We start from the raw sequence: 3,749 nt of genomic DNA, 5'->3' as shown, positions 1-3,749 counted from the left end.
CCAGAGAACACATTACAATTCCGAAAATCCTGGCCGGGGGGTTCATGAAAAGATCCGTTTGTCACTATCTCGCAGTCCTGTTTGTGCTTTTTGCGCTGCCGCTGCAGCTGGGGGCGACCGATGTGGTTCTCAACAATACCCGGGCGCGTGTCTTCTTCAGCCCTGGCGGGGGCGCGACAAAGGCCATTCTGAGGCAGATCGGCGAGGCCGAGCGCGAGGTTCTCGTTGAGGCCTACCTCTTCACCTCTAAACCCATTCAGGCCGCCCTTCTCAAGGCCCGGAAGCGGGGCATCGAGGTGGAGGTAATCCTCGACGGCCACGAGCAGAAAGAGCGCAAACACGTCACGGCCAGGGTCCTCAAGGCCGGCGGCGTCGACGTCTGGCTCGACAACGACCATGCCTCAGCCCACAACAAGGTTATGATCATCGATCGCCGGACGGTCATCACGGGTTCCTTCAACTTTACCTACGCCGCCGAGGACAGAAACGCCGAGAACCTCCTCATCATAACCTCCGGGGAACTGGCCGCCCTGTACAGGGACAACTACCTGAAGCTCAGGAAACACTCGAAAAGATACTAGAAGACCGTTGGCACCGTTAGAACCGTTGGAACCGTTAGAAGGGGAAACTGGAGATAGACGCCGTTAACGGTTCTAACGGTCTTCTCTCGGCTGCACTATGAGGTTTATGATGTAGTTGACAGCGGACAGCACGACGCTGTAGAGCAGGGCCCACCAGAAACCTGCCACCTCGAAGCCTTTGATGACCGATGATGCGAGGAGGATAAGGACGGCGTTAATGACAAAAGTGAAGAGGCCAAGGGTGAGAATGTTGATGGGCAGGGTGATGAGAATGAGGACCGGCCGCACGAGGACGTTCACCACGCCCAGAAAAAGCGCCACCCAGAGGGCGGAAAAGAAACTGCCCACCCTCACACCGGGAATGAAATACGCCGCGATAATGATGGACGCGGCCATTATCAGCCACTTGAGAAGAAGCCCCATGGTCCGGGAAAATACCCGCCTACTCGCGGTAGAACTTGTGCTCCGGGAGCATTCTCAGGGAAACGTCTTCGGCTTCACCGATGACGGTTTCGAGAGCAACGCTCAGAGCCACCATCTTAACGGAGATGGCATCGAGAATACCCGCCACCTTTTGGATGTTCTCCCTGGTCTCCGCACAGCATTCGTTGATCCTGACCTCGTTCTTTCTGCAGTCCTCGATGAGTTCCCTGTGCAACTCCCACTCTTCGCGCGTGAGATTCTTGGATGCCAACAACTCGTCTACGGTCATAATATCGTTCATTTTAGCCTCCGTCCCCAAGAACCACTGTCAGTGATTGTATAAATAAGTCTATCCTTTTTGGCAGGAAAAGGCAAACGGAAAGGCAAGGGGGGTGGATAGGACCTATAGGACTGGATAGGACCTATAGGACATATCCGACCTATAGGACAGATAGGACCAATAGGTCCTATAGGTCCCACGCGTCCTATCGGTCCCATTCGTCTTATAGGTCTTATCGGGTCTTATAGGTCCTATCAAAGACCCCTTCTCCCCTTCCCCTTCTATCATTGACTTATCCCACCGCATGAAGCATATTAAAGGTGTATTTGAAAGGTGGACAGTGAAGGATAAAGGAAAGGAAAAGGCCGGCATAGGGACCAGGTTCCAGAATGAGACCAAGTACACGCCCGCTTCGCTTTCCGGCCACATGTTCAATCTCGGGGCGATCCCCGACACCTTCAAGGAGTATCCGAGTCCCATCGCCAGGGTGTCGCTGCCGGAGCCGAAAGCCGGCGGGGAGGCGGGCCTGTGGAGACTTCTCCTCAAGAGAAGGTCGCGCCGTGAATACGCAGCCGGCAAGCCCCTCAAGCTCAACGACCTCTCAGCGCTGCTGTGGGCGACACAGGGTCTCACGGCCCAGTTCGGCGACACCTTTTTCCGGACGTCGCCCTCCGCGGGCGGCCTCTACCCCGTGGAGACCTACCTGTGCGTCCGCGCTGTAGACGGGCTCGAAGAGGGAATATACCATTTCAGACCCGGCGATTACGATCTGGAATTCCTCAAGAAGGGTGATTTCTCGAGGGCCCTCACTGAGGCAGCCCTTCAGCAGACCCTTATCCTCGCCGCCCAGGTCACCTTCATCTGGTCGGCGCTCATCGCCCGGGGAAGCTGGAAATACGGCCAGAGGGTCTACCGCTACATCTATCTCGACGCAGGCCATATCGCGCAGAACCTTTATCTTGCCGGTGAGGCTCTGGGGCTCGGAGTGTGCGCCGTCGGAGCATTCTACGATAACGACGTGAACCGCATCATCGACCTTGATGGAGAGGAAGAGACGGTCATCTATATGGCCACGGTCGGATTCCGCTCTCCGCAGAATCCCGTGTAACCGGGCAAGGAGTAAAGGAACATGTATGAACAAGGAGTCATAAGACCACCCAGCGAAGCCCAGAGTCTCCTGATACGGGTGACGAGGAATTGCCCCTGGAATCAGTGCATCTTCTGTCCCGCCTACAAGGGAGTGAAATTCTCCCGCCGTACAGTCGACGAGGTCAAGAAGGACATCGACAGTATGGAGAAGGAGTACGCCTCCTACAAGAACACGATCAGATCGGCCTTCCTCCAGGATGCCGACAGCCTCGTCCTCAAGACCTCGGATATTCTCGAGATCATCAGATATACGAAGGAAAAGTTTCCCGGTCTTGAACGCATCACGACCTATGCCCGGGCAACGACCTTGAAACGCAAGACCGTGGAAGAGTTGCGCGAGCTCTGCAAGGCCGGCCTCACGAGGATACACGTGGGACTGGAAAGCGGCTCGGAGAAGGTCCTCAAGATGATACGGAAAGGTATCACACCCGAGGACATCGTCGAAGGCGGCAGGAAGGTCGTGGAAGCGGGGATATCGCTGTCGGAATACATAATGCCCGGCGTGGGCGGCAGGACGATGAGCTCCGAGAACGCCGTCGAGACGGCGCGACTTCTCAACCACATCAAGCCCGACTTCATCAGGGTTCGGACCTTTGCCATGCACCCCATGTCACCGATGCACAAGCTCGTTGAGGACGGGACCTTTGTCGTCATGAACGACGCGGAGATAGTGGCAGAGATACGTCTTCTCGTCGAAAACCTCGATGAGATGCACTCTTACTTCTCCTGTGCCGATTTCAGCCTCAACCTGCTCATGCAGGTGGATGGCTATCTTGACGAAAAAAAGGACTACATGCTCAGCGAGCTTAACAGGTTCCTCGCCCTCACGCCGGAACAGCAAAAGGCCTATGCTCTCATCAGGCGTTCCTCCTACATGCAGTATCCCCTCGAGGCCGCCGAGAACGAGGACCTTCTGAGCAAGATACGCCCCGAGATCGAAAAGCTCGAAAAGGAGGACCCCGAGGGCTTCTACAGGTACATAGAAACGCTGAAATCCTACCAGCTCCCCCAACCACAGACAGACGAGTGGAAGTGAAGACGGCTTGAACCGCTTGAACCGCTTGAACCGCTTGAACGAAGAGACCTATTTCTGGCAGTCGGGTTTGCGGATGAACGGGTCCCGTCAGCGTTAGCGACAGGACCGGCTGTTCTTTCTTTCACTTTCAAGCGGCTCAAGCTGTCTTCAGTCTTTCTTCCAGTTCCGTCGGGCGCAGGACCTCGAGGTGGATGGATGCTCCCAGGGCGAGCTGGAGGTTCTGTTTGCTTTCGGTGAATCTCTCCGCCAGTTCACCATCCATCGTGAGGTAGCAGTCGAT

Annotated in this window: 6 protein-coding genes; 3 read left to right on the top strand and 3 right to left on the bottom strand. The window is 55.8% G+C overall.

What is annotated here, in order from left to right:
• Positions 1 to 44: 44 nt before the first annotated feature.
• Positions 45 to 581, top strand: a complete 537-nt coding sequence (locus GXX82_00940) for a phospholipase D family protein (protein NLT21592.1) — start codon at positions 45 to 47, stop codon at positions 579 to 581.
• A 72-nt stretch (positions 582 to 653) separates the two neighbouring features.
• Here GXX82_00940 and GXX82_00935 read toward each other — a convergent pair whose 3' ends face one another.
• Together GXX82_00935 and GXX82_00930 are read right to left on the bottom strand one after the other, a co-directional pair.
• Positions 654 to 1,004, bottom strand: a complete 351-nt coding sequence (locus GXX82_00935) for a phage holin family protein (GenBank protein ID NLT21591.1) — start codon at positions 1,002 to 1,004, stop codon at positions 654 to 656.
• 19 nt (positions 1,005 to 1,023) lie between these two features.
• Positions 1,024 to 1,305, bottom strand: coding sequence for a hypothetical protein (locus GXX82_00930; protein NLT21590.1), 282 nt, complete (start codon positions 1,303 to 1,305; stop codon positions 1,024 to 1,026).
• A gap of 319 nt (positions 1,306 to 1,624) precedes the next feature.
• On the opposite strand from GXX82_00930, the gene GXX82_00925 reads away from it, so the two are divergent.
• Both GXX82_00925 and GXX82_00920 read left to right on the top strand, forming a co-directional pair.
• On the top strand, positions 1,625 to 2,392 hold the full coding sequence (locus GXX82_00925; GenBank protein ID NLT21589.1) for a SagB/ThcOx family dehydrogenase: 768 nt from the start codon (positions 1,625 to 1,627) through the stop codon (positions 2,390 to 2,392).
• Between the two features lie 21 nt (positions 2,393 to 2,413).
• On the top strand, positions 2,414 to 3,469 hold the full coding sequence (locus tag GXX82_00920) for a radical SAM protein (protein ID NLT21588.1): 1,056 nt from the start codon (positions 2,414 to 2,416) through the stop codon (positions 3,467 to 3,469).
• 136 nt (positions 3,470 to 3,605) lie between these two features.
• Here GXX82_00920 and GXX82_00915 read toward each other — a convergent pair.
• Positions 3,606 to 3,749, bottom strand: a 144-nt coding sequence (locus GXX82_00915) for a hypothetical protein (protein NLT21587.1), incomplete at its 5' end; no start/stop codon positions are given.

Source organism: Syntrophorhabdus sp. (assembly GCA_012719415.1).
Taxonomy (GTDB): Bacteria; Desulfobacterota; Syntrophorhabdia; order Syntrophorhabdales; family Syntrophorhabdaceae; genus Delta-02.
This window is presented reverse-complemented; position numbering and strand designations above follow the sequence as displayed.